Source organism: Thioalkalivibrio sp. AKL10 (assembly GCF_000381845.1).
Lineage (GTDB): Bacteria > Pseudomonadota > Gammaproteobacteria > Ectothiorhodospirales > Ectothiorhodospiraceae > Thioalkalivibrio > Thioalkalivibrio versutus.
In genome coordinates this window covers 1,067,974-1,092,573 of sequence record NZ_KB907142.1, presented here as the reverse complement: position 1 = coordinate 1,092,573, position 24,600 = coordinate 1,067,974, and the positions used below count along the sequence as shown (strand labels likewise).

Annotated in this window: 27 protein-coding genes and 1 pseudogene; 15 read left to right on the top strand and 13 right to left on the bottom strand. The window is 65.7% G+C overall.

Features of this window, described 5'->3' with window-relative positions; translation table 11 throughout:
- Positions 1–191 precede the first annotated feature (191 nt).
- Together G333_RS0105235 and G333_RS0105230 are read right to left on the bottom strand one after the other, a co-directional pair.
- A complete protein-coding gene (locus G333_RS0105235) occupies positions 192–947 on the bottom strand; it encodes a type IV toxin-antitoxin system AbiEi family antitoxin domain-containing protein (protein WP_019627881.1) in 756 nt (251 codons plus the stop codon).
- A 369-nt stretch (positions 948–1,316) separates the two neighbouring features.
- Positions 1,317–2,429: a Fic family protein gene (locus G333_RS0105230; protein ID WP_026340896.1), complete on the bottom strand. Its 1,113-nt coding sequence runs from the start codon at positions 2,427–2,429 to the stop codon at positions 1,317–1,319.
- Between the two features lie 162 nt (positions 2,430–2,591).
- On the opposite strand from G333_RS0105230, the pseudogene G333_RS0105225 reads away from it, so the two are divergent.
- Together G333_RS0105225 and brnA are read left to right on the top strand one after the other, a co-directional pair.
- Positions 2,592–2,774: pseudogene (locus G333_RS0105225) on the top strand (BrnT family toxin); the annotation flags it as partial.
- Positions 2,764–3,033, top strand: a complete 270-nt coding sequence (gene brnA / locus G333_RS0105220) for a type II toxin-antitoxin system BrnA family antitoxin (RefSeq protein WP_019627878.1) — start codon at positions 2,764–2,766, stop codon at positions 3,031–3,033. The pseudogene G333_RS0105225 and the gene brnA, both read left to right, overlap by 11 nt.
- Before the next feature lie 4 nt (positions 3,034–3,037).
- Here the strand turns inward: brnA and G333_RS0105215 are convergent, their stop codons facing one another.
- Positions 3,038–3,265, bottom strand: coding sequence for a hypothetical protein (locus G333_RS0105215; protein WP_019567582.1), 228 nt, complete (start codon positions 3,263–3,265; stop codon positions 3,038–3,040).
- 171 nt (positions 3,266–3,436) lie between these two features.
- Here G333_RS0105215 and G333_RS0105210 point away from each other — a divergent pair, with 171 nt between their 5' ends.
- A complete protein-coding gene (locus tag G333_RS0105210; RefSeq protein ID WP_019627877.1) occupies positions 3,437–3,778 on the top strand; it encodes a helix-turn-helix transcriptional regulator in 342 nt (113 codons plus the stop codon).
- A gap of 122 nt (positions 3,779–3,900) precedes the next feature.
- On the opposite strand, the gene G333_RS0105205 is transcribed toward G333_RS0105210, so the two are convergent.
- From G333_RS0105205 to G333_RS0105170, 8 genes are all read right to left on the bottom strand, one after another.
- Entirely contained in the window at positions 3,901–4,269 is a 369-nt protein-coding gene (locus tag G333_RS0105205) for a hypothetical protein (RefSeq protein ID WP_231373019.1), read from the bottom strand.
- Positions 4,266–4,523: a type II toxin-antitoxin system RelB/DinJ family antitoxin gene (locus tag G333_RS0105200; RefSeq protein ID WP_019567581.1), complete on the bottom strand. Its 258-nt coding sequence runs from the start codon at positions 4,521–4,523 to the stop codon at positions 4,266–4,268. The genes G333_RS0105205 and G333_RS0105200 overlap by 4 nt, the downstream gene beginning before the upstream one ends.
- 29 nt (positions 4,524–4,552) lie before the next feature.
- Complete coding sequence (locus tag G333_RS0105195) at positions 4,553–4,792, bottom strand: MazF family transcriptional regulator (RefSeq protein ID WP_231362655.1); 240 nt, start codon at positions 4,790–4,792, stop codon at positions 4,553–4,555.
- A 602-nt stretch (positions 4,793–5,394) separates the two neighbouring features.
- Entirely contained in the window at positions 5,395–5,781 is a 387-nt protein-coding gene (locus tag G333_RS0105190) for a hypothetical protein (RefSeq protein ID WP_019627875.1), read from the bottom strand.
- A gap of 324 nt (positions 5,782–6,105) precedes the next feature.
- Positions 6,106–6,750 (bottom strand): hypothetical protein, encoded by a 645-nt coding sequence (locus tag G333_RS0105185; RefSeq protein WP_019627874.1) that lies wholly within the window; start codon positions 6,748–6,750, stop codon positions 6,106–6,108.
- Between the two features lie 183 nt (positions 6,751–6,933).
- The gene (locus G333_RS0105180) at positions 6,934–7,926 is read right to left on the bottom strand and encodes an SPFH domain-containing protein (RefSeq protein WP_026340894.1); all 993 of its coding nucleotides are present in this window, start codon (positions 7,924–7,926) and stop codon (positions 6,934–6,936) included.
- A gap of 18 nt (positions 7,927–7,944) precedes the next feature.
- Positions 7,945–8,433, bottom strand: coding sequence for an NfeD family protein (locus G333_RS0105175; RefSeq protein WP_019627872.1), 489 nt, complete (start codon positions 8,431–8,433; stop codon positions 7,945–7,947).
- Between the two features lie 248 nt (positions 8,434–8,681).
- Entirely contained in the window at positions 8,682–9,029 is a 348-nt protein-coding gene (locus G333_RS0105170) for a hypothetical protein (RefSeq protein WP_019627871.1), read from the bottom strand.
- A 267-nt stretch (positions 9,030–9,296) separates the two neighbouring features.
- Between G333_RS0105170 and csm6 the strand changes: the two genes are divergently transcribed.
- Positions 9,297–10,484: a CRISPR-associated ring nuclease Csm6 gene (csm6, locus tag G333_RS0105165; protein ID WP_019627870.1), complete on the top strand. Its 1,188-nt coding sequence runs from the start codon at positions 9,297–9,299 to the stop codon at positions 10,482–10,484.
- Between the two features lie 202 nt (positions 10,485–10,686).
- Here csm6 and G333_RS14620 read toward each other — a convergent pair whose 3' ends face one another.
- Entirely contained in the window at positions 10,687–11,211 is a 525-nt protein-coding gene (locus G333_RS14620) for a reverse transcriptase domain-containing protein (RefSeq protein ID WP_231373018.1), read from the bottom strand.
- A 52-nt stretch (positions 11,212–11,263) separates the two neighbouring features.
- On the opposite strand from G333_RS14620, the gene G333_RS0105155 reads away from it, so the two are divergent.
- Complete coding sequence (locus tag G333_RS0105155) at positions 11,264–11,806, top strand: hypothetical protein (protein WP_019627868.1); 543 nt, start codon at positions 11,264–11,266, stop codon at positions 11,804–11,806.
- Between the two features lie 77 nt (positions 11,807–11,883).
- On the opposite strand, the gene cas6 is transcribed toward G333_RS0105155, so the two are convergent.
- Entirely contained in the window at positions 11,884–12,849 is a 966-nt protein-coding gene (gene cas6, locus G333_RS14245) for a CRISPR system precrRNA processing endoribonuclease RAMP protein Cas6 (protein WP_019627867.1), read from the bottom strand.
- A 58-nt stretch (positions 12,850–12,907) separates the two neighbouring features.
- Between cas6 and G333_RS0105145 the strand changes: the two genes are divergently transcribed.
- The 10 genes from G333_RS0105145 to G333_RS0105100 all read left to right on the top strand — a co-directional run bounded on the left by G333_RS0105145 (position 12,908) and on the right by G333_RS0105100 (position 24,496).
- Entirely contained in the window at positions 12,908–13,831 is a 924-nt protein-coding gene (locus G333_RS0105145; protein WP_019627866.1) for a hypothetical protein, read from the top strand.
- Positions 13,832–13,937: 106 nt separating this feature from the next.
- Positions 13,938–14,294 carry a hypothetical protein gene (locus G333_RS0105140; protein ID WP_019627865.1) on the top strand — a complete coding sequence of 119 codons (357 nt, stop codon included), beginning with the start codon at positions 13,938–13,940 and terminating at the stop codon, positions 14,292–14,294.
- Positions 14,295–14,342: 48 nt separating this feature from the next.
- Entirely contained in the window at positions 14,343–15,563 is a 1,221-nt protein-coding gene (gene csx2 / locus G333_RS0105135; protein WP_019627864.1) for a TIGR02221 family CRISPR-associated protein, read from the top strand.
- A 73-nt stretch (positions 15,564–15,636) separates the two neighbouring features.
- Positions 15,637–15,957, top strand: coding sequence for a CRISPR-associated protein Csx16 (csx16, locus tag G333_RS0105130; protein WP_019627863.1), 321 nt, complete (start codon positions 15,637–15,639; stop codon positions 15,955–15,957).
- Positions 15,958–16,652: 695 nt separating this feature from the next.
- The gene (locus G333_RS0105125; protein WP_019627862.1) at positions 16,653–18,269 is read left to right on the top strand and encodes a hypothetical protein; all 1,617 of its coding nucleotides are present in this window, start codon (positions 16,653–16,655) and stop codon (positions 18,267–18,269) included.
- A complete protein-coding gene (locus G333_RS0105120) occupies positions 18,266–18,862 on the top strand; it encodes an RAMP superfamily CRISPR-associated protein (RefSeq protein ID WP_019627861.1) in 597 nt (198 codons plus the stop codon). The genes G333_RS0105125 and G333_RS0105120 overlap by 4 nt, the downstream gene beginning before the upstream one ends.
- Complete coding sequence (locus G333_RS14430) at positions 18,859–20,391, top strand: hypothetical protein (protein ID WP_019627860.1); 1,533 nt, start codon at positions 18,859–18,861, stop codon at positions 20,389–20,391. The genes G333_RS0105120 and G333_RS14430 overlap by 4 nt, the downstream gene beginning before the upstream one ends.
- Positions 20,378–21,841, top strand: coding sequence for an RAMP superfamily CRISPR-associated protein (locus G333_RS0105110; protein WP_019627859.1), 1,464 nt, complete (start codon positions 20,378–20,380; stop codon positions 21,839–21,841). The genes G333_RS14430 and G333_RS0105110 overlap by 14 nt, the downstream gene beginning before the upstream one ends.
- Positions 21,838–22,320 carry a hypothetical protein gene (locus G333_RS0105105; RefSeq protein WP_019627858.1) on the top strand — a complete coding sequence of 161 codons (483 nt, stop codon included), beginning with the start codon at positions 21,838–21,840 and terminating at the stop codon, positions 22,318–22,320. Before G333_RS0105110 ends, G333_RS0105105 begins: the two co-directional genes overlap by 4 nt.
- Positions 22,313–24,496, top strand: a complete 2,184-nt coding sequence (locus G333_RS0105100) for a TIGR03986 family CRISPR-associated RAMP protein (RefSeq protein ID WP_019627857.1) — start codon at positions 22,313–22,315, stop codon at positions 24,494–24,496. The genes G333_RS0105105 and G333_RS0105100 overlap by 8 nt, the downstream gene beginning before the upstream one ends.
- The last annotated feature ends 104 nt before the right edge of the window (positions 24,497–24,600 follow it).

The following is a 24,600-nucleotide window of genomic DNA, read 5'->3' as shown; positions in this document are numbered from 1 at the left end:
GACCGCCCATTCCGATTGATCGTGACCGCGGATTCCGGGGAAGTGGACACCGCCCCCCTTCGACGCGAAAGTGTCGTCCGCATCTAACGACAATTACTCTGGCCGGCCAAAATAGTTGACGTCAGATACGTCCACGAACACGAAGGGTGCGACCTGTGTCAGCGGGCGCGCCGTTTCAAGGTAGGCCGAGTTCATGGCTTGAGGACCAGCGGATCATCGCCGGCCCCGGATACCCAAGGCCGATCACTGCCGGTTGGGAGCTCGGCTGGATCCAGCTTGGCCGCCCAAGGGAGCGAGAACTCTCGTCCCAACTGCAGAGCCAGGCGGACAGTCTTGATGCTCTTCGTCTCGCGCAGGAGCTCGCGAAGGACATCGGCACGCAGACTATAGGCCCCCTCGACGATCTCGCGAGCCTCTTGCAGCGGTTGCCGAACACCGACTTCACTGAGGAGCTCGAGGAGGGCCCGCTCCGGCGCGGCGACATCGGGTGCCCTCGCCCGACGCTCGAAGGGGCCGACATGCAGCATGGCATCAGGTGTTTCATTGAATAGGCGTTTCCGGTGATATACCGCCGTAAACCGCTCGGAAAACCAGTCCGGCAGCCGCCCAGCAGCCCAGCCATACAACCACAGCGTGGGTTGGTGCAGGACGTAGTGCCGCATGCCGTACCACTCCAGGGCGGATTTGCCACCCACGTGGAGGCCCGCAAGCTTTCGCTGCAACATGACGAGACTGGGCTCCAACTCCAGGTCCTCACCCGGGCGGCAATAGACACCCCGCGCGAGGCGTTCCAGCCACCCCGACCGGACGTAATAGACCGCCAGGTCGGCCGAAATGCCCAGCTCATTGAGGTCGGCCGTGGTCAGCGGCGTTCCCGGAGGCACTCTGGTATAAAGCGCCTTTAGATTGGATCGGATTGTCGTAGTCACACTACGACTAAACCACATAAAGCCATCCGGTATCAACCAAGAAAACGCCCGTAATCGTAGCGTGGCTACGATAAATAATAATTTCTCAAACGCGGGCAATGCTGAGCACGAACCATCCAGAAGAAGCCTGAACGGCCAGAACAAGCACACCGCCTACCGATCCGCAGTGAAGCCGTGCACCACTGAGGCACCCTTACCACCCGATTCAGCGAACGTTTGGAATGAACCGAAAGCTTCAGGGGGACATCAAGGGGGATGTGTCGCTTTAACTCAGCTCACGGATGGAGGCGGCTGGTTCATGATCACATTCTGAAAACCGTAGAGGTTGCTCGCAGCCACGCAAAGAGGGGGCGCGTTTATCCGAAAGACTTCCGCTTCCGTCGCACGTCAGGGAGTCGCATCCGGCAACGCATAACTTGTGCTGCGACCACCACCAGGATTCTTCTTCAGCGCGCCGCGGTCGAGGAGGTCCGCGATGTCGCGTTGGGCGGTGTCCTGCGAGCACTTCGCCATGCGGGCCCAGCGCGAGGACGTCATTCCGCCCTCGAAACCATCCAGAAGGCGATTGAGTACCTTGATCTGACGCGCGTTAAGCGGCTCCGTCGCGAACCGCTCCCAGAACTGCGCCTTGTACAGCACGGTTTGGAGCGAGCCCTCCGCGTTGTCGAGCGCCCGCAGCAGACACCCCAGGAACCATTCCAACCATGGGGTGACGTCCAGCCCACCCTGCTTCTGGGTCTGCTCGAGCATCCCGTAATAGTCGGCCCGCTCGCGCAGAATCTGCCCGGACATGCTGTAGAAGCGTTGCGGCGACCCGTCCGCCCGCGTCAACGCCATATCCGCGATGGCCCGCGCAATACGGCCGTTACCGTCCGCGAACGGATGGATTGTCACGAACCAAAGATGGGCCAGCGCCGCGACCAGCAACGGATCCGCATTGCCGGGTGCCTTGAACCAAGCAAGGAAAGCATCCATTTCCGCCGGGACACGCACGGCCGGTGGGCCGGAAAAATGCACCTTCTCCCGCCCCACTGGCCCCGACACCACCTCCATCGGCCCGTCCCCGTCATCGCGCCACTGCGCCACAGGGATCCGAACCATGCCACTGCGCCCTGTGGGAAACAGAGCCGCATGCCAGTCGAACAGTCGGTCCACCGTCAACTCACGATCAAAGTCCCTCGTCGCATCCAGCATCAGTTCCACCATGCCTTCGACATCCCGGGCCGACGCGACTAAACCGCCCGCTTCCAAGCCAAGGCGACGCGCGAGCGAGGAGCGAACCTGGTCCAGCGGCAACCGCTCCCCCTCGATCGCTCCCGAGTCCACGATGTCCGACGACAGCATGCGCAGCCAGGCCTCCTCGCGAAGCGCAAAGCCCACGCCCTGCATCCGCCCGAGCAACCGTCCCTGCTCGCGCGCCGCGGCCGCAAGCGGCTGAGCGATGCGGTCCGCATCCCAGTGCCACTTCGGCCAGTCGGGGTGTTCCCAGATGTATCGCACCACATTCTCCGCATTCAGTGCGGACATTATGCGGCTTTTTCTCCGCATTGCCCACGTCCTGCATCCGCCCGAGCAACCGTCCCTGCTCGCGCGCCGCGGCCGCCGCGTGACAATAGGCGAAAAAGGTATAAGTTCAGATCATGGATGGGTTCCGGTACGACGCTGTGGGAAGACCCGAATCTGCTGGAAGTCCAGGCCAGGTCTGAGGGGGAACCACGGTTCCTGTTGATCGGGAAGATCGGCGGCAGGCATTGGTCCGCTGTCGTCACGTACAGGGAGGGCCATATCCGCCTGATCTCCGTCAGGCGCTCGCGCAAGAAAGAGGTGGACCTCTATGAAAGCTGAAGACTTCGACAAAAAGTTCGACGAAGGGCAAGAAGACATCGTTGGCGATCTCGACCTTGGTTCGGCGCGGCGCGTGAATCAGGACCACAAGCGTATCAACGTCGATTTTCCCGCCTGGGTGGTGGATTCGCTGGATCGGGAGGCAACGCGCATCGGTGTAACGCGCCAGTCCATCATCAAGGTGTGGCTGGTCGAGCGCCTACAGGCGGAAGCGGCGCACAAGCCGCTGAATGACGATGCCGCCGGTAGCACGCATTAGGCCGTTATGGCCCTGCCGCTGCCTTGATCCGGTCCACGTCCTCGAACGCGGCCGGGGTGGCCTCGGTCAGCTTGTCGCCCAGCTCCGCAAGCGCGGCCTTGAACGCCTCGTAGCGGTTGTCCTCGATCTCCGGGTGCGGTTCGGCGGCCCGGCCATTTCGGTTGATCTCGAACTGCTGCTCATAACTCGCCGTCGGTGAGAAACCCTTGGGTTCATTGATCGACAGGAACACCCCATCGGTGGCCGTGTCGGCCTTTCAGGACAAAATAAGCGATCGCTTCCTCTGAAAGGCCGACACTAAACGGTCGCTTCTTTTTGGCCGGCGCGACAAGGAGTCTTCCCACACGAAGCGGGGAAGAATACGATTTCCATCGAGAGACTTGATCTCACCCCGGAGGGCCCCATGAAACAATCGGCAAACGCGGAGCAGCGGCAGGCGGTACTCACCCGGGCCGTCGCGCGGGCCGCCGAACGGCTCGGGATGAAACAGTCGGAACTGGCGAGGGCCCTGGGGCTGAGTCCCGCCACGATCAGCCGCATGTACGCCGGCGGTTACTTCTTGGACGAACACACCAAGCACTGGGAGCTTGCGGCCCTGCTGGTCCGCCTCTACCGCGGGCTCGATGCCATTACGGCCGGCGACGAGCGCTCCCTTCGGGCCTGGATGCACAATCCCAATACCGAACTGCACGATGTTCCGGGTCACCTCGTGGGCAACGTGATGGGGCTAGCGCGCGTAGTCTAGTATGTGGACGCACATCGCGCTCGCATCTGAAGCCGGGCCCGCGGCTGGCGAGTGGTGCGGCAGCGAAAGCACCTGCATCCGCGCCGGCCGCGACGAATCCTTCACCTTTCCGGCCTTACCCTTCAATTGAGACGCGGAGACCCGTCAATAAGCCGTTGACGGACGTCCGATGAAACACCGTCTGCACGAATGACACCGGACCGGATGGTCACATTCACGCGTGCGCTCATGATCTGCAGGCCGTCCACGACAACGACCAGCTCCCCCCCATGCGATTTCGCAGTAACCTCTTCCAGGCGGGCCGCTGACGAGGGGGCAAGCTGGATCCACATCGCCCCCTGGTGCTCTTCGATCGCCTGGATCTCGGTCGTCTCGACGACAAAGGTCACCGCATTACCGGCCGCTGCAGCGCCGACCATCAGCAATAGACCAACAAGTACCCATGCCTTCCAGGTCGCGCCGGCGCGAGGCGTGTAGCGCCAACGGATCAAAGGCCCAGGTCCCGAAACAACTCGTCGGCCGACCCGGACCGCTTCCCCTTGCCATTTCCCAGCTCGGACATCGCGGCCTCGGTGGTGGCATTCGGAATCGGGACAGAAAACGGCAACCGCCCTTCCTCCGCAATGCTCAGCATCAATAGGCGGATGGCATCGGACACGGACAGGCCCATCGCCTCCAGAGCCGCCGTCGCGCGCTCTTTCGTTTCACGGTCGATACGGGCTCGAACCACGGAATCGCTACACATGGCGTCCTCCTCAGGGGCTTCTCGCGCCTCTAGGGCTGGGCCAGCTCATCCGCGTGAGCGCCATGGGGATCAAGGCCCTTCAGCAGATCCGCTTCCGAGAAGGGAAGATTCACCTTGCGTGGAGCCTTATGAACGGCCTCGATCATGATCTTTCCGGCCTTCACCTCGATATGAATCGGGCTGGATACCTCAAGGTTGGCTTGCGCCAAAACCTTGCTGGAAAGTCGCACGGCAGCGCTATTCCCCCAGCGTTTGATTTCACTTTGCATGGCACCCTCGCATGATGGTTTAACGCCACTCCAAATAGACCGACATGCGGCCGTCAGAGAGAGTCGATCACTCCATCGTACGGCTCTCGCGAACGAATGACGCAGCATCCGGCGTGAAGACGACCGAGATCGCTTACCCATCTTGCCCAAAGAGCTGCGGCATGGACCAGTGAGAGAGGGTTTTCCGCGGTCACCACCTCGTTGTCCTGGGGCTCACCCATCGCCTTGAGAAAGGCAATCGCGGCGGTATGCGTATTCCGGCCCATCGTGACCGCCCATTCCGATTGATCGTGACCGCGGATTCCGGCGCCAGGGCTAAAATCGGTCACGTTCCGACCGGAATACGCACGGAGACGTCCAGTTTCAATGGACCGAATTTACGGGAAGGCGACAAAGAAAGGGGATACCCATGACCTGGTCCAAGACCTTATCTTGCATAGATCGGGCCGCTGGGAAGTCTCGATCTAGATTCGCATGAAGCTTTGCCAGGAAATCCAACGCGTCCGACTTCTGTTGTGCTCCCAAAGGGGCTCCTTGCACCTTACGCCACGCTTGCAGCCCGCGGGCTGCAAGCGCTTGTTGGGCAGTAGCATTTTCATCGACTACTGCAGGGCCAGTAGGTGCCAGAGTCGTCGAGCATCGCAGATGCTGCGGACCTTGACGGTCCACTCGCCAGCAGCATTCTCGGCTGCGGAGTCGAAAGCCTCGTGAAGCTTTCCGAAGGTATAGCTTCCGGTGCGGACAGCAGGAGTCCGGAAGTAGAACAGCAGCCACCGCTTGTTGACGATGAACGCGAACGGTTGTTCGGTACTACCGGCGCGATAAAAGCGGAAATCGCGCACATCGCCTTTGCGCGTTGCATAGCACTCGTATCCGGACACTACAGCTGCTTGACCCACGAGGTAGACGAACGCATCGGCTACGTCTTCCGCCTCTATGTGCTGCAACCACTCGCCCGCAAGGTCGGCGTTCTTTGCCTCCGAAAGCACTGATTTTCCCCTTCGCTTCCAACAATGGATTAGACAGAATATGGAAGTTTGGTGATGTACGAATTCTGTATAGCACGGCACGACTCCAGAGTCGCGTATCCCGGCTTCTCCGCCTTCGCCCTCTCCCGGCTGTCGAAATAGTGGTAGCTCCAAACAGGAGGCAGTCTTGGTGCTGATGCACCCGAATCAAGTGTCCGCAAACGGGCGGTTAGAAGCGTCCGATCGGATCTCGTCACCGGCTGCTTCGTATTTTGGGGCACCCCAAAAAAAGACCCCGCCAAGCGACGGGGTCCGGGTGGTCTTTACATATCGCCCCAGCACCGGCTAGATCGGCTCCCACTCCCCGGCCGCAGTCCTGCAGGCCGTGGTCTCTTGGAACTGATCGGCCTGGCCTTCCGGAAGGTTCGACGCATCGACCGTGAAGTCGACGCAAGTTAGCCCGTTGGCATGGACGTACTCCTCGCCCTTCTGGATACCGATGTTCATAGCCTGGATGTCCTCGTAGGAAATCGACGACTCGCCCGACATGGCGTTGAAGAGCGCACCGGTACCGGCGCCCATCGCGCCCATAGCCATCCCGGCACTCGCCCCGGACGCCGCGGCCCCAAGGTTGCCGGCCATCGCGGCAGAAGGTCCGCGCTGCCCAATCGCTGCGCCACTGCGTGCAGCGGCCGATCCATCCATGGAGTCCACACCGGCGGCAATCGCCGCATGCGCCGCTTGCGCCTGCGGGTCATCGCCCACGGTTGCGGGGATCGCGACATCGATTTCCTGACCCGCTTCCTGGCGGGCGGCCAATTCGGCCTCACGCTGAGCCTGTGCCAGCTGGCGTTCGGCGTTGCCTCGGTTGGCCATGGCGCCAATCGCCCCCGCCACCGAACCGGCACCCGGACCCACCGGAGCCGGCGTGGCCATGCAACCGCCCAGCACCATACTGGAGGCGAGAACGAACAAGAGCTTCTTCTTCATCGTGCAGCTATCCTTATTGTTGTTGATGAAACCCCGCTTCATGCGGAGCGGCGCGAGCCTACCTGCTCGGGAGGAATACGCCAACCACTCGAACGGCCCACGCTCGGGAGAACACCCGGCACAAGAAAGCCCGCCCGGATCGGCACCCGGACGGGCTTTCTCGGACGATATGGGCGGTTCGTTCTAACCGGACCCAGTCGCCGTCGGGGCCGAACCGCCAACGGCGTCCACCGCCCCCATCGCACCGGGCCCGAACAGATCGCGCATGCCACCCAGGCTCGACAGCAAGGCGGTGCCCTCCATCGGCACGAACACGCGGTCGCCATCCTTCGCCAGCTCCGGCAGCATGCCGATGTAGCGCTGGGCGATCAGGTAGTTGACCCCGGCCTTGGCGCCTTCCGGATGCTCCTTCAGGCTATCCACGATCAGCTGGATGGCCTCGCGCTCGCCCTGGGCGCGCAGCACCGCCTCCTGCTTGTCGCCCTCGGCGCGTGCGATCGCCGCGTCGCGATCCCCTTCGGCACGGCGGATTTCCGCCTCCTTGTAGCCCTCGGCTTCGCGCACAGTGGCACGGCGGGTGCGTTCCGCAACCATCTGCTGGTTCATCGCCTGCACGATGTCTTCCGGCATGGAGATGTCGCGGATCTCGACCCGGTTCACCTTGAGCCCCCATTTCTGCCCGGCCTCGTCCATGACCGCCTCCATCTGCTTGTTGATGGTCTCGCGGTTCTCGAAGATATCGTCCAGCTCCATCTTGCCGATCTCGGAGCGCAGGGTAGTCTGAGCGAGGGTCTGAATGGCCAGCACCAGGTTCTCGGCGCCATACACGGCCGATTGCGGGTCCATGATCTGGTAGTAGATCACCCCATCAATGGTCACACCGACGTTGTCCTTGGTGACCACCGCCTGCTGCGGGAAGTCGAGCAGGATCTCGCGCATGTCGATCTTGGTCTCGGTGCGCACGAGCTTATCGGTCCCCTTGAACTGGAGGATGGTGATCGGCCGCGGCTGATCGATGAACGGGATGATCAGGTTCAGGCCCGGGTTCAGCACTCGGTGAAACTTGCCCAGGCGCTCGATCACCATCGCCCGGCGCTGCGGGATCATGGTGATCCCCATACTGAGGAATACGCCGACCAGAACGGCCAGCACGAGAAACATTACAAGTCCTTCCATTGTCGCCTTCCTTTGCGGTTATGCGTGGCTGTGCACTTGCGGGCTCACGATCGCCGTGATGCCCTCGAAACGAATGAGACGCACGCGCTCACCTTCGCTCAAAGCGTAGTCCGCCGATTCCGGGCGGACGGGATAGAAGTCGCCGAGCAGGGTCACCCCCAAGCGGCCGTCGCGGTCTTCGATTTGCAGGACCTCACGCCCGGCGCGAACGTCCTGGCCTTCCAGGTTGCGGTCATCCCCGCGCACCCAGCGCCGCCCGACCCAGAAGACGAACACCCCCATCACGATCATGCCGGCGATCCCGCCGAGGATCTGGCCCGCCATGTCGGCCCCGAATGCGGCCGGGATGATCGCCCCGAAGGCGCCACCGGCCAGGATCAGCGTGACCCCGCCACCGCCGGACATCAGTCCGCCGAACAACAGCAGGTCCAGCACCAGAATGGTGACGGCCAGGATCAGCCAGTATTGCCAAGGGTCCAGTGAGAGAATCCAGGGGGTTGCTTCCATAGCATCAGTCTCCTTGAGGCGCGCCGTTCAAGGCCCTTCCAGTGAGCCGGGCGTGATCGCCCCTGCATTTTTCGCGCTCACCCTCTCACATTCCGCCCCTTTGCAATACCCAACAGGGCAGCGCGTCCAACCCCACGGGCGGTGCCAGCACGGAACCACGCAACAAGACCGGGAGCCATGGGTAAACGAATCGCTGGTCGAGTCGAACCTGCTCGGCCAGGGCCGCTACACGCTGCGGGTGTACGGGGTCAAAACCCGACGGGCCAGCCCCAGACCAGCGCGTGCAGGACGCCGATGGCCAGCACGCCCGCCGCCAGGACCTGATAGAACGCCGGGACCAGGAAATGGGCCCAGACGTCCACATCGCGTCGCCAGGCCGCATCCGGGTTCATCGCCATCGAGGTCCAGAGGGACCAGAGGCCAACCGCGAGAGACAGCCCCGGGGCATCCCCACCGTCCACCACGACCGCCCAGGCCATCAGCCCCCCGACCGCCAGCAGCACCGCCCGATGCAGGGGATGGCTGGGCCGGAAGGTCAGCACACGATGGAGGGCCGCGATGAAGGTGCGCGGTACATTGTCGTTGGAATGGTCCACGGGTTGCTCCTGCTGGTGTCCGTTGTGTCCGGCAGACTGTACCGGCCACCCCTCCAGATGGGGCGACCGACAAGCTTGTCGGGGTGAACGCCTCGGCCGGCAGGTGCGATCATCACGCTCGGCGCTGGGGCCGCCCGCCCGTCAGAACACGGCTGCGCGCCGGACGAAGCGGCTCGGTCCCGGCCTGTCGTCAGCCAGAATGGGCGACCCCGGAAACACCCGAGCAACGACACCCTTTCCGATTCAACCAATGGAAACCGTCTGGTCATGGACAACCACAGACCATCCCCACCCACTCGCAATGTACTGCTGTGCGTCGCCGGGCTCGCACCCCAGGTGATCACCGAGACCCTGTACGGGCTGGCCGTGCAGCGCCGGCCGGCCTTCGTGCCCGACGCCATCCACGTGGTCACGACCAGCGAAGGGGCCGAACGGGCCCGCCTGACCCTGCTCGACCCCTCCGAGGGTCATTTCTATCGCCTGTGCGCGGATTACGACCTGGACCCGGGACGCATCGCATTCGGCGCCGACACCATCCACGTGGTTCGCGATCAAGAAGGCCAGCCGCTGGACGACATCCGCGACCCGTCACACAACGAAGCCGCCGCCGACCTCATCGTGGACCTCGTGCGCCGCCTGACCGTCGACCCGCAGCAGCGCCTGCATGCCTCCATCGCGGGCGGGCGCAAGACCATGGGCTACTATCTCGGCTACGCCCTGTCACTGTTCGGGCGCGAGCAGGACGAGCTCTCGCACGTGCTGGTGTCCGCCCCGTTCGAAGGGCACTACCAGTTCTTCTATCCGCCGCGGCGGCCGCAGGTGCTGTACACCCGCGACCAGCGGCCGATCCACACCGACAACGCCGAGATCACCTTGGCGCACATCCCGTTTGTGCGCATGCGCGACGGCCTGCCCGACCTGCTGGTGCGCGAAGGCGCCGGCTTCTCCGAGGCGGTCCGCCGTGCCCAGGACAGCCTCAAGTCACCGCGCCTGGAGCTGGACCTGGAGCGCCTGGAGCTTCACTGCCGCGACCAGGTGATTGCCCTCACCCCGGTCAACTTCGCCTTTTACCTGTGGCTGGCCCGCCGCGCGCGGGACGAAGCCCCACCCATCGGCCGCAAGGATATCGGGCCCGCCGAGACCCGGGACTTCGTGCAGGCCTACCACGACATCACCCATCCGATGGCGCTGGACCGCGAACGCGTGGAAGCGGCCGTTGCGGGCGGCATGACGCCCGACTATTTCGACCAGCGCAAGTCACACGTGAACCGCGAACTGCGGCGCCACCTGGGGCCGGCGGCCACCGCCTACGAAATCCGGCGCGTTGCCGCGCGACCCGCCGGGCGCTTCAAGCTCGCGCTGGCCCCGGACCAGATCCATATCCGCCCCAACGACACTCGCGAACCCACTGCCTCGACGGCCGTTGCGCGCAACCCGCCGCGCGGGCTAGGCTGAGCCATGGATCGGGCAACTCGACAGCAAACTCCACGCGCACCAGAATGGTGCACTTTTGACCTTCGCAACATGCTGATCGAAAAGGGCTTTTGAAAAAGCGAAGGGTCCGACCGATGCCCCGACTGAAAGGGGATTAAGACTCCGGATCCGCGCCGACGTTGCCTACGATGATGGTCCGACCGATGCCCCGACTGAAAGGGGATCAGGACGATTCGCTGCGCCCCCTTTGCCGGAGCGCCCGGCCCCGCCGATCACGACGTCGGACCACCGCTTCTCCCAGAAACCGCAGTTCGGGGGAGACCCGGACGACCGCGGTCTTCTGCGGGTGCAGTTCCAGCCCCAGCCGGGCGAGACACTTTTCCGCATGGGCACGTGCGCGCTCGGCATCCTCCCTGGTGGCAGTCAGCAGCAGGAAGTCGTCCGCATAACGCACGAACGGGATGCCGGCCCGCTCCAGGGCGCGGTCGAAATGATCCAGCAACACATTGCAGAGAAGCGGCGAGAGCACCGCACCCTGTGGTACGCCGCGGCGTCGGGCCAGTAACGACGCTGGATGCCCCCCCGCCTGAAGCCATCGTCCGACCAGACGGCGCAGGGCACGATCATCAACAAACCGGTTCAGCGCCCGCTGGATGCGATGGTGCGGCACCCGGTCGAAGAACGAATTCCCGCGCCTGCCCCTTCCTGCGGCCACGGCATCCGGCAAGCTTGCGGGGACGGATGCCACGAGGTGTGTCCGGGTATGATCAGCGCCTTCATTCACACCCTGGAGTCCCGGTATGTCCCGTTTCTGGATTGCGACCCTGACCGCCCTTTCCCTGTCCGCGCTGACGCCTGCCATGGCCGAGTCCCGGGCGGCGCCCTTCGACCTGCCCCTGGATGGCAGCTGCGAGACGATCGAGCAACACCACACTCTCAGGACCTCGAGCGGTGCCCTGGGCTTTGACACCTTCCATCACCTGGACGCCGGAAACATTCGCTTCGAGGGGCTGCAGGGACTGCTGGCGGTCTGTGACGCGGACAACGATCGCATCGTTGCGGTGGAGGCGACCTTCCACAAGCGCTTCGGCGGCGCGACCTTCGATTCGATCGTCGGCATGCTGCGCGATGCCGGATACCACGAGATCCAAGTGAACCGCCCGCACGTCGGTAACAAGTCGGCCCGATTCGCGGCCGGCGACACGACCATCCGGCTCCAGGAGCCACACATGTCGCGCGAGACCACGCTGAGCTACATCGTCGCGGATTACGCGGACGCGCTGGACCAGCAGCGGATCGAGCGGGAACACCGCCAGCGCGAAGCCGAATCAGGAGCCCTCTGAAGAGGAAGCCCTGCGCAACCCCACGCGCCGGGAAAGGCTGCGGGAGGTGGCGTCGCGTGGCCGGGTCAGGGTCTGGATCAGACCTCGCGGAGCGGTCGCAGCCGGTACTGGCCCAAGCCCATCGTGGCGCCCTTGCCGGCATGCCACCACTGGCCCTGCCACAGCCAGGGCCAGGCCCCGGTCAGTGCCTCCCCGGCGATGCGCGCCGTACCCACCAGACCACCCATCGGGACGGTGCGGCCCTGCCGCGCGGAGTAGCGCTGCAGATCCCGCCAGCGCAGGTCGCCGGAAACCAGCCGCAGGCCGGCGGCCTCGCGCCCCGCACGAGCCAGCGCGACATCGTCGAAACCGGGGCAATGACTGGCACCCAGATGGGTCGCCCGCCGCAGGACCGTACGCACGAAGGCGACCGGCTCGAAGGCCTGTGGGGTAACGTAGCGCCCGCGGATGCGCATCCGCAGGGGCGTTACCAGCCGGACCTCCACGGCGGGCGGGGCCGGCGGTACGGGAACGTGTGCCGGCGCGTCCAGGGAATGGACAAGATCGTCGAGGTCGAGGGGATGCCAGGGTATCTCGTCGACCCCCGACCCTGCGGCCGGCAGTGCCTGTTCCACGCCCTCCAGCCGTAACGGGATCCGGCTGCGGCCGATGCCCTGCGCGCCCGCCTGTTGCAGCGCCCGAACCAGTACCGCAGCCGGGCGCGCTTCGTGCCCGACCAGATTGAGCCCCAGGCACACCCGACCCGGATCGCGGGGATCGCCCTCCGGATCCGGCACCAGCACAAAGGGCGGGGTCGTCGCCCCGTTGTGCCGGAGAAGGGCGCTCGGAGGGTCGGCCGGTACGCGCGTCTCGAACAGCAATGGATACGGACACTGATCGACGACCGGGCAGCCTGTACACTCGGGCCGCCGCGTGACGCAGACCTGCTCGCGAAGCCGCGCCCCGAGCGCGCCACGCCAGACGGCACCCGGAAACGCCCCGAGGTTCACGGGTTTCGACGCGCGAAAGTGCAGCCGGAGCGATGTGACGGGCAAGGCATCCATGGCAGGGCTCGGTGACGAGGACCCGTCAGGGTACGGTATCGAACACAGGGAAATCACCATGAAAAAACTCGCGGGAGGGCGGAACAAGTCGCTGCTCAACGCCCTGCAGAACATCTTTGGCGGAAGCACGATTCAGGCTGTGACCCTGGTCGCTGCCGTACTCATTGGACTGGACTGGATCGGCTCCGGACTCATGGGCCTGCTGGGAGCGAGCTGGGCCGGATGGGGATCGGACGCCGTCATGTCCGCTGACAGCGCCACATTTCTGTTCGGTCTTATCGTGCTGGGTGGGGCGATCCTCTTTCTGCGCAGATGGGAAGCATCGGCCAGCTTCGCCGCGGAACAGCAGGAGGTCGCCCCAGGCGCGTCCGGTACCCGGGTTCTGGTGCTTCTGCTCAGCTACAAGGGCGACCTGAACGAGTCACAGGACCGGTTCGAATCGCTGCCCTCGCAACTGGGCCCGGACACCGACCTCGCGGCGCATAACGAGGTGCTGGGCAACTGGCGCATGCCGCTGGAGGCAATCAAGCCACACCTCGGACCGAGCCCCGAACAGAATCGACTCGAGGACATCGTGGTCATTACCTCGGGCGGCAAGAAAGGATCCGCCAGCCAGTTTCAGCATTTTCGCCAGCTGCTTTCGCGGATGCTGACCCCCAGGGAGGTTCGCATCCTGGGCCTGCATGATTTTTCCCCGGGAGCGACGGACGATGCCTTCGATCCGACCGGGTGCGACTTTGACAACGTCGAGGCGGTCTGGAAGCACCTGTCGGTCATCTGGGAAAGCTATCGTCAGGAATCCCGACGGGGTCGCCGCCTGACCGAAAAACAGATCCTGATCGACATCACCGGTGGCACCAAGCTGACCTCCATTGCCGGGGCCCTGTTCACCCGCGAGCTCGACCGCCGCTGCCAGTACGTGCAGGTCGTCGGGGACCGGACAAGCGTATTCATGATTGACGTGCTGCGCACGGACGACTAGCCGTGATCCCCCGATGGGCGGCCCTTGGGGCGACAAGCTTGCGGGTACGGACCAGCTCCCCCACCCGCAGTAACCTCGTCGGCGTCCACTCACGAGGAGCCGCCTAATGTACGACTTTTTCTGGATCCTTCTGCCCCCGGGGGCGATCCTACTGGCCCTGCTGTGGTCCTGGCTGTCCCCGCGCACGGCAGGTGGCGAACAGGATGAGGAAACGAGCGCGTTTTCCGACCCGATGCGGCGCGGCTTCCATGAAGACGACTGGGACTACAGCCTCGAAGACGAGAGGGCCCGGAAGCGCATGGAATGCGATCCTCTGGATCCGACCGACCCCTGCAATACCGGCTGGTGGCAGGACGATGCCTGGGGCGGCATGTCTGACGACTCGTTCGGTCACCACCACGGAATCGACGCCGGCGACCCACTCGGAAACGACCTTTTCAGCGATCCCTTCGATCGTTTCTAATTCGCGCGGCAAAAACCCACCGCATCACCAGAATCCGACAGGGGCACCATGCATTCACTGATCACCTTTCTCGGCCGCGGCCATTATCGGGATACCGTCGGCTACCGAACGGCACGGTACGCGTTCCCCGGGGGCGCGGTCCGGGAGAGCCCGTTCTTCGGCCTTGAACTGGCAAACGAACTCGGCCCGGGACGCATGGTGGTCCTGGGTACATCCGGGAGCATGTGGAGTGTTCTGGTGGAACACCTGGCCAGGACAGGTGCCCCCGCGCACGAGCACGAGCGCCTGGCGCTGCTGGAAGCGGAGAGCCATTACCGAGTCTCCCCGGAGCAGCTGGCCCCGCTGACGGCGCTCGTGCAGGAGGCAACGGGCATGGAAGTGGAACTCCGGCTGATTCCGGAAGCCCGCGACGACCGTGAGCAAATGCGCATCCTCCAGGACATGGCCGACTCGATCCCGCGCGGCCGGGTCGATCTCGACCTCACACACGGGTTCCGCCACCTCGGCATGCTGGGCTTCGTATCGGCCTATTTCCTGGAGGCCCTGCGTTCGGTGCAGGTCAACCACCTCTGGTACGGCGCCCTGGACATGACCCCGAAGGAAGGCCCGAACGCCGGGCTGACCCCGGTCCTTCAACTCGACGGACTGGACGGGGTACACCGCTGGATCGAGGCGCTCACCCGATTCGATGCATCAGGGGACTACGGAGTGTTCGCCCCGCTGCTCGAACGCGACGGACTGGCATCCGACAAGGCGAAGGCGCTCGCGGACGCCCATTTCCACCAGACGACCCTCAACATCCCGGCCACGCGCCAGCGCCTGATGACGGTCCTGAAGGCGCTCGAGATCACCGAGCTTGCGGGCGCCTCCGGACTGTTTCGCGACAAGCTGATCGAACGCCTCTCCTGGGCACGCACACCCGACCTGGGGAGCAACCAGCGAACCCTGGCGCTGCGCGCCCTGAATCGCCGCGACTACCCGCGCGCGGCGATATTCGGCTTCGAGGCCTTTCTCACCAGCCTGTGCCTCGAGCAGGGCCAGACGCCGACCGACTACAAGACCCGGGAGCGCGTTCGCGAGGCGTTCAGTGAAGGCCTCGGGGAGGAGGCCGACTGGAAGCGCCAGGCCTGGCAGTTGCTGCGCCAGCTGCGCAATGCCATGGCGCATGGCACACCGCCAAAGAACCCGCATGTCCAGCGGATCATGCATAACCCGGATCGACTGCACCGGGAACTGGAAACCGCCATCAACCGGCTCAACAACTCCTGAATGCATCAGGAGGCCGGGCATGCTCACCCCCGATGGGAAACCATGCCCCGGGCGCACCCAACCGAGGAACCGCATGCCCGCACGCACCTATTTCGTCACCCGTCATCCCGGCGCCGTGGAATGGGCCAGACGCCAGGGACTGGCGGTCGACGAATCCCTCGCGCACCTGAACCCGGAGATCCTGCAACCCGGCGACCGGGTGCTGGGCACCCTGCCCGTCCACCTCGCCGCGCAGGTCTGTGAACGCGGCGCCCGCTATCTGCACCTGTCGCTGGACCTGCCCGCCGAGGCGCGGGGCAGGGAACTGAGCGCCGACGAACTGGAGGCCTGCGGGGTCCGCCTGGAGGAATACCGGGTGACCCCCGTCCCCGCCGACGAAGCCCCGGTCCCTTGAATGCTTCGCCTGCGAACGCACCCCCGCCTCCGGGACAACTCCGCACGCGCCGCGCGCCGCCGGCAGGGCCTTGCGCAGGGCAACCGCGGCGGGCTAGCCTGCCTCCGGGTCCAGACTCGGGCAGCAAAGTTCGCACGCACCACGATGGTGCAGAAGACGCCGATTCAAGCCATTGAAAAAGGGCCACTTCTGGCACCCGAAAGGGTCCGACCCATGCCCCGACTGAAAGGGGATTAAGACCCATTGTATTGCTCCTTGTGCTTGGGTTATCCGTCCGACCCATGCCCCGACTGAAAGGGGATTAAGACACCCCGACGGCCTGCATCTTCTTCTCACCCGGCATCCGACTCATGCCTCGACGGACACCCCGGCGCGATTGCCAGGCCTGCCCGCCACAAGCTTGTCGGTACCGACAGGCCTGGCCTCCAGCGAGGCCGTCAGTATCCGTGAGAGCGAAGACCCCGCCAGGCTGGCGGGGCTACCGGCGCGTGATGGCGCGACCAACGGTTGCCGTCAACGCGCTCGGACGCCGCATCTGGCGGCCCTCACCCTCCTTTGCTAGGGTCTGCAGCCATGTGCGGCGAGCAGTCCCGGGGAGACTGCGGTCGGCACACGTTTCCGGGAACTGGCCCCGTCGCCTTTACCCGGTGGCTCGAGCTCCCACCGGGACACACGAACAGGGACAGGGGGAAAACATGGCATGGCACGCGGGCCTGTTCGAGGCCAAATCGATCCAGGCCTGGCTATTCGCCTCCGGGCGCTTGCGGGATATCGTAGGGGGCTCGGAACTGCTGGAAAGCCTGACCGGCCCCCTGCTGGACGACGCCCTGCGGGCGCTGGACCTGTCCGAGAACGACACCATTCACTTCTCCCGCCGGGCCGGCGGGTCGCTGTATGCCTTCGCCCGTGACGGCGAGCACCTGCGCGATTTCCTTGCGCTTTGGAGCCTGTTGGTGCAGCAACGTGCCCCCGGCCTGGCATTCGACTCGTCCCTAGGCCACGGGAATACCCCACTGGATGCCTTCGCGGATGCCCGTGCCGGCCTGCGCGCCGACAATGGCCGCGCACTGCCCCAGCGCCCCGCGGTACCGCCACCGACCGCGCGCAGCCCGCGCACCGGACAGGCGGCAGTGACACGGGACCGGGGCGAGCCGTTCGATGCCGGAGCTTTGGCACGCCAGCAGCATGCCACCCCTGATCGCTCGCGTCTGATGGACCGCGTGACGCCGGACGGGTCCGGGCTCTCCTGGCGCGACTGGCCCCTGGATCTCGAGGCCGGGACCGAGCAAGGCTTTCCGTTCCGGGACGAGGACCGCACCATCGCCCTGGTCCACGCGGACGGTAACGGCCTGGGGCAATTGCTGATGCGGGCCCATGCGACGGTGGCGTCACAGCCCGAACGCTTCATCGAGGTATTCCGCGCCCTTTCGGACGGCATCGGCGAGGCCACCACCCGGGCGGTGCAGGCCGCCGTGGCGGAGGTCCTGATCCCGGCGCGGGATGCCGAAGGTACCGCACGGCTACCAGCCCGCCCGATCGTGGTGGGAGGTGATGACGTGACCGTCCTGGTGCGCGCCGATCTTGCCCTCGCCTTTGCGCGCAGCTTTCAGTGCGCGTTCGAACGGACCAGTCGGCTGACCATGCAACGGCTGCACGCGCTCGATGTCCGGGATCTGCCGGATCACCTCACCGCCGGCGCCGGGGTGGTGTTCATGAAGGCCAGCCAGCCGTTCTACATGGCGGCTGACCTGGTCGAATCGCTGACCCTTACGGCCAAACGGCGCGCCCGCAGTGCGAGCGAAACACCGCCACCGGCGTCGATCGCCTTTCATCACGTGACCAGCGCCCTGCTCGATGACCACGAAAACACCATCCGCCACGAGCTGAGTCACAAGGTGGGCGAAGAAACCTGGATCCATACGCTGGAGGCCTACGGCCTGCGGTCTGGCCACGGCCTGCCCGCACTCGACGACCTGCTGGCACTGCAGGCACTGCTGCAGGACGAACGGCTGGCCCGCGGCCCGACGCGCCAGCTGCTGGGCTTGATCGGACTGGACCCCGCTCAGGCCCATCAGCGCTACCGCCGCTGGCGCCAGCTCCTCGGGGATGATGCCTCGCGCCGCCAGCTGCTGGACCGCTTCGACGATCGGATGCGGAATCTTCTGGCTGGCTACGAGCCCGGGCAACTGCCCTGGGCGCAGACGCTCGGGGACGGACCATCCGTCCGCCGCAGCCCGCTGGGCGACGCCATGGCCCTGATGAGTGCAGGCAATACTGCCTGCCCCGCCCTCCCGCAGGAGGATGCCGCATGAACGCCGCTCGCCTGACGATCGATATCCGTTCCTGGTGGCACCCCGGCAGCGGTCGCGGCGGTGGTGCGGTAGTGGATGCAACCGCTCATCGCGATGCCGACGGGCTGCCGGTACTGCCAGGCCGGCACATCAAGGGCCTGCTGCGCGATGCCCTCGAATGCGCCGAGACCTGGGGATGGGCGGGCCACGAAGGGCTGGCACAGCGGCTGTTCGGCACCCGCACGGAAGATGCCGGCGGGCAGCCACCACAGCCCGGCTGCCTGCGGGTGAGCGACGCGCGCCTGCCACAAGACATCGCCGCCTACCTGTCCGGCCATGAGATCGGCCGGGGCCTGATCCCGGGGCTGTTCCATTCCCGGTTCGCCACCGCGATCGACCACGATACCGGCACCGCGCTCGATCACTCACTGCGCGGCATCGAGGTGGTCGTACCCCTGCAACTCGAGGCCCAGGTTCAGCCCGTGCCCGGCCGTGCCCCACAGGAGGGCTGGGACGCACGCCTGGCCGAGGTGCTGCCCCTGATCCGGGCCGTGGGGGCCGGGCGTCATCGCGGCCTGGGCCGGGCCGAGCTTGCCCTGGAGGTAGCGGCATGAAGATCCTCGGGCTTGAGATCACCCTGCTGGAGGACTGCGTGTTCAGCGCCAGCTCCGCCACCGCCGGCGCGCATGCCAGTCTGGACCGCGTCCCCGGGCAGGCCCTGCTGGGCGCGGCCGCAGCGCGCCTGTATGCGCGATTCGAACCGGCCATGGCATTCCGGGCCTTCCACTCCGGAGCGCTGCGCTTCGGCGATGGCCTGCCGCGGGTGGGCCGCGAGACCGCGCTCCCGGTCCCTGTGGCCTGGCACCACGCCAAGGAAGACCGACCGGTGGGCGACGACCAGCGGCTAAATCCTGCCCGTATCCACAATTTCCTGCAGGTACGGGAATTACCGGGCGGCAAGCAGCCCCAACAGATGCGCAACGGCTTCGTAACCCGCGACGGCCGCCTGATCGAGCCTCAACACGAGCTGCGCCTGAAGACCGCAATCGACCCGGACACCGGCCGGGCAGCCGAGGCCCAACTGTTCGGCTACGACGCGCTGACCCGCGGACAGACGTTCATGGCCACACTGGAAGCGGACGATGACCTCGAGGATGCGCTCTTCGAGGAAGTGGCACAGGCGCTGGAGGGCGAACAACTGCTGGGCCGGTCCCGCTCCGCCGAATACGGCCGGGTGCACATCCGCGCGGTCGAAACCGAGCCACCGGCTCCCGGCCCGGCGACCGGCAACGAAGTGATCCTTTGGCTACTCTCGGATCTGGCACTGCAGGATACCCACGGGTTCCCGACCCTGGACCCGCGCCCCGAATATCTGGGGCTGGGGTCCGGCCGGGTCGCGTACGAACGCAGCTTTCTTCGCCATCGTCGCTATGCCCCGTGGAACGCCTTTCGGCGCGGCCATGACCGCGAACGCGAGGTGTTGTGCGCCGGCAGTGTGATCACCCTGGCCCTGGATGTCCCGCCAACGGCCGAATCACTGGCCACGCTGGAACAGGGAGCGGGACTCTTCCGCGAGGCTGGACTTGGCCGTGTGAAGGTGAACCCGGAACTCCTGCGCCAGCCACAGCCAGTGTTCGGGACACCGGGACCCGCCGTCGATCGGCCATGCCCGCCGCGACCGGAGCACCCCCTGGTCGCATGGCTGGAGGCGCGTGACGAGGACCGCGAACTCCGCATCCATCAGGCCGTGCGCAAGGCGGCGGATGCCTACGCCGGGCTGCTGGAACGCGGCCGACGGATGCAGGGCCTGCGGCCCGACGACGCCTTCGGCCCCTCCGCCAGCCAGTGGGGCCATGTTCGCGAACAGGCACGCGGCAGCCGGGCCCGGAACCTCTCGGAGCGCCTGTTCGACTCCGACCGCGGCGCGGCGCGCGCATCCATGGAGAACTGGAAGGACACCGCCCCGTGGTCGGACGGCTCTACCGCAACCTTCAGCCAGTGGCTCGGGGAACAGATCAAAGCCAGCGGCCTGGACGAACGTGACAGGGAGCGTTTCGTGGCGGGCCTGGCTCGCGAACTGATGGATCTGGCCCGCACCAGTGGCCACAGCAACCGCAAGGAGGCCCGGCATGAGTCGGCGTGATCCCGTCTGGCGCATCGCGCGCGTGGTCCTGGAGGCGCAGACCCCGCTGTCGATCACCACGGGCACGCCGGATGGGGCCTTCGACACCCGGTTGGTCACCGATGCGAACGGCCTGCCAGCCATTCCGGGTACCTCGGTGGCCGGGGTCCTGCGCCATCTCTGGACCACCCTGGCAGATGACAGCGTCAGCGCCACCGAAGAGATGTTTGGCGTACAGCGCGGCGACAAGGGCCGGCCCTCGCGGGTCGAGACCTCCTGGGGCGCGCTCGTCGACAGCCAGGGGCATCCGGCCGAAGGCCTGCTACTGGGCGAACAGGCCGCCCGCCTGCGACAGGATCCGGTTCTGGCGGCCGCGGCCCGCCTGCAGGACGACCCGGCCTGGCGACATCGGGTTCGGCTGTCCGAGCGCGGGGCCGCCGCCGGCACCGGAAAATTCGACCGCTCGATCCTACCGGCGGGGCACCGGTTCGCGCTCGAACTGCGCTTGCGGGGCGGTACCGAGGCCGACTGGGAGCGCCTGCTGGGCCTGCTGAACCATCCGCTGTTCCGCCTCGGCGGCTCCACCCGTTCCGGTCTGGGGCGGATGCGGCCGGTACGGGTACACATCGGGACCTTCCTGCTGGACGAGCCGCAATCCGCCCGCCGGTTTACGCAACTGAGCCAAGGCCTGGCGGAGGTCGACGGGCTTGAACCCTGCAGCCCGGACCGCCTTGAAAGCCCGGATTCCGAATGCCTGGAAGGCACACTGGTGCTGACCGCGCGTGGTTACTGGCGCCTGGGCCAGGGCCTGCCCCGCGACGATACCGCCGAAAAGCCCGCCGATCTGCTCCCGGTCACCGAACCCCGCATCGAGTGGTCAGGAGGCCGGGGGCAGCCCGGGCAGAACGCACTGCTGTTCGCCGCCAGTTCCCTGAAGGGCGCCCTCGCCCACCGTATGAGCTTTCATGCCGATCGCCACGCGCAGCGCTGGGCCGGCGAGACAGCGGCAGGCGACGAGGAGGGAGGCCCCGCCCCCGAGGTCCGCGCGCTGCTCGGTGAGGTCAAGGGCAACAGTGACGACGGAGCGGCCGGCCATGCCGGCTGCCTGTACCTCGACGACGCCTGGGCCCCGCTGGAAAGCGAACGACTGGCACGACTGATGCACATCGCCATCGACCGCTTCACGGGCGGTGTGCGCGACCGTGTGCTGTACGACGAGGAGGCCATCCACGGCGGAGCGGTGCGCATCCCGGTCACCCTGGACTGCCGGGCGCTCAGACGACGCACGCAGGACAAGGACAGCGCGGTGCTGCGCGCCCTGAACGATACCCTGCGCGACCTCGGCACGGGCCAGCTCGCGCTCGGCTCGCGTACCACCACCGGCAACGGCTTTTTCACGGGTCGCCTGGAGGGGCCTCTGGGCGAATGGCTGGAGCAGCAATCAATCGCGGCAAGGGGGAGCGCCGCATGAGCGTTCTGGATGCCTATCGGCGGCTGGCCGACATGCAGGACAAGCCACTGCCGGCCATGGAGGCCGGTGGCGTGGAACTGAGTTCCGAAACCCTGCGGGATGCGGAACAAGTACTGGAGCGCTGGAGTGCATGCGCTCCAGTACAGGGCTGGCTGCTGTTCCAGTCCCACCAAGCCCTGTTCGACAACGGGATGCCCACACCCGCCCCGGCCTGGGGCAACCTGCTGGCCGCCGAGGGTGTGGACGCCGACGACATCTCCTGGAGCCTGGCGCAGACCGGGGACGGCCGCTGGATCCTCACCCGGCTGGCCCCCGTAGCGGGCGAACAGCCGATGGACGAGGTCCGGCTGCTTGCCAGCGGCGTGCCCGACACCTACCTGCGCTATCAGCGCTACTGGCAGTACCGGCCCGAGAGCGGGCGCCTTGAACAGGCCGTGGCCCGATTCCGCGGTATCGTGCAGGGGGCGCCACATGTCTGAGACCATCGATACCCCCTATCACTTTGTCCCGCTGGGCAATACCGTCCATCTCCCCGAGTGGGGCCCCCTGGTGACCCAGGACCGCCCTTTCCGTGACGGCCTATCGGGCGAGATCGCCTACACTCTGATTTCCGACAGCCCCATCCTGATCGGTGGCGAGAAGCGCAACCACGACAAGAACGAAGCCGTGGGCGAGGTCTGGCCGTTCCGCCTGGCGGCCGACGGTCCGTACGCGATCCCGGGGTCCACCCTCAAGGGCATGCTGCGTGCGGTACTCGAGATCGCCGGCCTGGGACGCATGCGCATGGTCGACGACCGACGCCTGGGCGTGCGCGACCTGACGGGTGCCCGCGAGTTCTACGGCGATCGCATGACCACGGGTAACCGCCATACGGGCTTCAAACCCCGGCCCCGAGCCGGCTGGCTGACGCTCGATCCACAAAGCGGCGGGCGCAAGATCACGCCCTGCGAATACGCGCGCGTAGAGCATGATGACCTCGCCCGCTACAGCAACGACCCCGAGTGGAAAAGCTTCCCGCACAAACCCGCCGCAGCCGAGAAGTACCGGCGGTGGAAAGAGTCCGGCAAGGGCCTGGATGTGCATTTCGATCCTGCGCCCGAACAGCCGCACGACCACAGCCAAGGAAAAAAACTGGTCTACCGCAAGGCGGACCTGGCATCAGGCGACACGCCCGGCACCCTGGTATTCACCGGCCAGCCCAACAAGCGCGACCCTGGTAAGCCCGGGTGCAAGCACATGGAGTTCGTATTCTTCAACGAACAAGAAGACCGGACGTTCGAGGTTCCCGATTCGGTCTGGCGCGATTTTCTGCACATCCACGACAAGGGGAAGAGGAAGACCGATCAGGACAAGAGTGACTGGCAGTACTGGCAGGGCGAAAAGCGCATCCCTGTGTTCTATCTGGAAAAAAATGGCGTGCTGCGCTCGTTCGGTCTGGCGCTCATGTACCGCCTCGCCTATGACTTCAGCGTCGGCGATATGATCGATCACAGCAGCCGGAAGCACCGGGAGCTTCCCGGTCAGCAGAGCGGATACGACCTTGCCGATCTGCTGTTCGGCGCAGTGGGAGAACGGCCCGAGGACGCCCTGCGCGGTCGCGTCTCCTGCGAGCCCGCAGTAGCCCAGGGCTCGCCCCAGCCACAGGCCTGCAACAACACCGTGCTCAGCGCGCCCAAGCCGTCGTTCTACCCGGCCTACGTGGAACAACCCACCGCCGATGCCAAAGGAAAACTGAAGCAGCAAGGGTCGAGGGAGAACAGCGCCTACGCCTCCTATTCGGCCACTCGCGAAACCCCCAAACCCCGGATCCGTGGACACAAACGCTATCCTGCGCGCCCGCCGGAGGATGTGGCGGTCCAGGCGCCTGCCCCCGAGATCCGGAAGAACAAGAACATCCAGGTCCGCCTGCACCCACTGCCACCCGGCACTGCCTTCCACGGGCGTCTGCAGCTCCATAACCTGCGGCCGGTGGAGCTGGGTGCGCTCCTGTGGGTCCTGACCTGGGGTGGCGAAACCGGTCTTCGCCACAGCGTGGGCATGGGTAAACCGTTCGGCTTCGGTCAGATCCACTTCCGGATTGAGTCAGACCACAGCCACCTGCGGCCTAACGACCCGTCCGCCTCCCACGCAACGCTCGATTCGGATGCCATACGAGACCTTATCGGGGCCTTCGAGCAGCACATGGAGGCTGCCGCTCCGGGGTGGGCCCACAGCGCCCGGTTGCAGACTCTGCGCGCGATGGCCAACCCCGCGGCGGCCACCGACTACGCCCGCCGTACCGGTGCCAAGTTGCAATACATGGAGCTCATGCGCTTCCAGCAGGGAAAAAAGAACGGGCAGGCCCTGCCCAGCTATGTCGAGTTGTCCGCCGCTGGCGCTGGCCCTGGTAGCCAGGGCGGCGCGTCCGCGGTCGCCTTTGGCCATCCGTGGCTGGACCGCCGCATCCCCGAACTGATGGAGGAACACCGCATCCGGGATCCAGAACAGGTCGTCCGGGGGAAAACCCTGGCCACTGCCTGGGAAGCCATCGAGTCGGCAGAGGAACGCACGGATATCCTCGCCGCGATCGAAAAGCTTTGGAAGGCTCGGAACCTCTTCGACGAAAAACCCACCGGTGCGAGAAAGAAAGCCATGGCCATCTACGGCTGGGCATAACCGCAACACAAAGCCGCCGCCAATCCACAAACCACTCCAGCCCGTAGCCGCAAGGAACGAGCGCTTCGGCCAGCACGGTATTCCGGTGCTTGGCTTCTAACACC

Excerpts from the sequence above, each read along its gene's own strand:
- G333_RS14430 (WP_019627860.1), top strand. The coding sequence starts at position 18,859 with ATGAAGATCCTCGGGCTTGAGATCACCCTGCTGGAGGACTGCGTGTTC.
- G333_RS0105235 (WP_019627881.1), bottom strand. The coding sequence starts at position 947 with ATGTGGTTTAGTCGTAGTGTGACTACGACAATCCGATCCAATCTAAAG.
- G333_RS0105155 (WP_019627868.1), top strand. The coding sequence starts at position 11,264 with ATGTCCCGTTTCTGGATTGCGACCCTGACCGCCCTTTCCCTGTCCGCG.
- G333_RS0105120 (WP_019627861.1), top strand. The coding sequence starts at position 18,266 with ATGAACGCCGCTCGCCTGACGATCGATATCCGTTCCTGGTGGCACCCC.
- G333_RS0105145 (WP_019627866.1), top strand. The coding sequence starts at position 12,908 with ATGAAAAAACTCGCGGGAGGGCGGAACAAGTCGCTGCTCAACGCCCTG.
- G333_RS0105100 (WP_019627857.1), top strand. The coding sequence starts at position 22,313 with ATGTCTGAGACCATCGATACCCCCTATCACTTTGTCCCGCTGGGCAAT.
- G333_RS0105175 (WP_019627872.1), bottom strand. The coding sequence starts at position 8,433 with ATGGAAGCAACCCCCTGGATTCTCTCACTGGACCCTTGGCAATACTGG.
- brnA (WP_019627878.1), top strand. The coding sequence starts at position 2,764 with ATGAAAGCTGAAGACTTCGACAAAAAGTTCGACGAAGGGCAAGAAGAC.
- G333_RS0105200 (WP_019567581.1), bottom strand. The coding sequence starts at position 4,523 with ATGTGTAGCGATTCCGTGGTTCGAGCCCGTATCGACCGTGAAACGAAA.
- G333_RS0105210 (WP_019627877.1), top strand. The coding sequence starts at position 3,437 with ATGAAACAATCGGCAAACGCGGAGCAGCGGCAGGCGGTACTCACCCGG.
- G333_RS0105180 (WP_026340894.1), bottom strand. The coding sequence starts at position 7,926 with ATGGAAGGACTTGTAATGTTTCTCGTGCTGGCCGTTCTGGTCGGCGTA.
- G333_RS0105140 (WP_019627865.1), top strand. The coding sequence starts at position 13,938 with ATGTACGACTTTTTCTGGATCCTTCTGCCCCCGGGGGCGATCCTACTG.
- csm6 (WP_019627870.1), top strand. The coding sequence starts at position 9,297 with ATGGACAACCACAGACCATCCCCACCCACTCGCAATGTACTGCTGTGC.
- csx16 (WP_019627863.1), top strand. The coding sequence starts at position 15,637 with ATGCCCGCACGCACCTATTTCGTCACCCGTCATCCCGGCGCCGTGGAA.
- G333_RS0105125 (WP_019627862.1), top strand. The coding sequence starts at position 16,653 with ATGGCATGGCACGCGGGCCTGTTCGAGGCCAAATCGATCCAGGCCTGG.
- G333_RS0105110 (WP_019627859.1), top strand. The coding sequence starts at position 20,378 with ATGAGTCGGCGTGATCCCGTCTGGCGCATCGCGCGCGTGGTCCTGGAG.
- G333_RS0105105 (WP_019627858.1), top strand. The coding sequence starts at position 21,838 with ATGAGCGTTCTGGATGCCTATCGGCGGCTGGCCGACATGCAGGACAAG.
- G333_RS0105195 (WP_231362655.1), bottom strand. The coding sequence starts at position 4,792 with ATGCAAAGTGAAATCAAACGCTGGGGGAATAGCGCTGCCGTGCGACTT.
- cas6 (WP_019627867.1), bottom strand. The coding sequence starts at position 12,849 with ATGGATGCCTTGCCCGTCACATCGCTCCGGCTGCACTTTCGCGCGTCG.
- csx2 (WP_019627864.1), top strand. The coding sequence starts at position 14,343 with ATGCATTCACTGATCACCTTTCTCGGCCGCGGCCATTATCGGGATACC.
- G333_RS0105185 (WP_019627874.1), bottom strand. The coding sequence starts at position 6,750 with ATGAAGAAGAAGCTCTTGTTCGTTCTCGCCTCCAGTATGGTGCTGGGC.